This window comes from Streptomyces sp. NRRL F-6676, from assembly GCF_000725625.1.
GTDB lineage: Bacteria > Actinomycetota > Actinomycetes > Streptomycetales > Streptomycetaceae > Streptomyces.
The window spans coordinates 1-218 of the sequence record NZ_JOHS01000162.1 but is presented as its reverse complement, the minus strand read 5'-3'; the positions used below and the strand labels follow the sequence as shown (position 1 = coordinate 218).

At 68.3% G+C, this 218-nt stretch carries 1 protein-coding gene; it reads right to left on the bottom strand.

Annotated features, from left to right (window positions below):
• Positions 1-218 (bottom strand): GTP-binding protein (locus tag IO29_RS31440; RefSeq protein ID WP_030383548.1); only part of this gene is annotated, 218 nt, incomplete at both ends.

Sequence of the window (218 nt, the reverse complement as noted above, 5' to 3'; positions counted from 1 at the left end):
GGGTTGTAGGGCTGCTGGCCGTCGAAGCCGTTGAGGGCGATGACGAAGGGCAGGCCGGAGTTCTCGAAGTAGTCGACCGCGGGGAAGCAGTCGGCCAGGCGCCGGGTGTCCACGAGCACCACCGCGCCGATGGCGCCGCGCACGAGGTCGTCCCACATGAACCAGAAGCGGTCCTGGCCGGGCGTGCCGAACAGGTAGAGGATCAGGTCCTGGTCGAG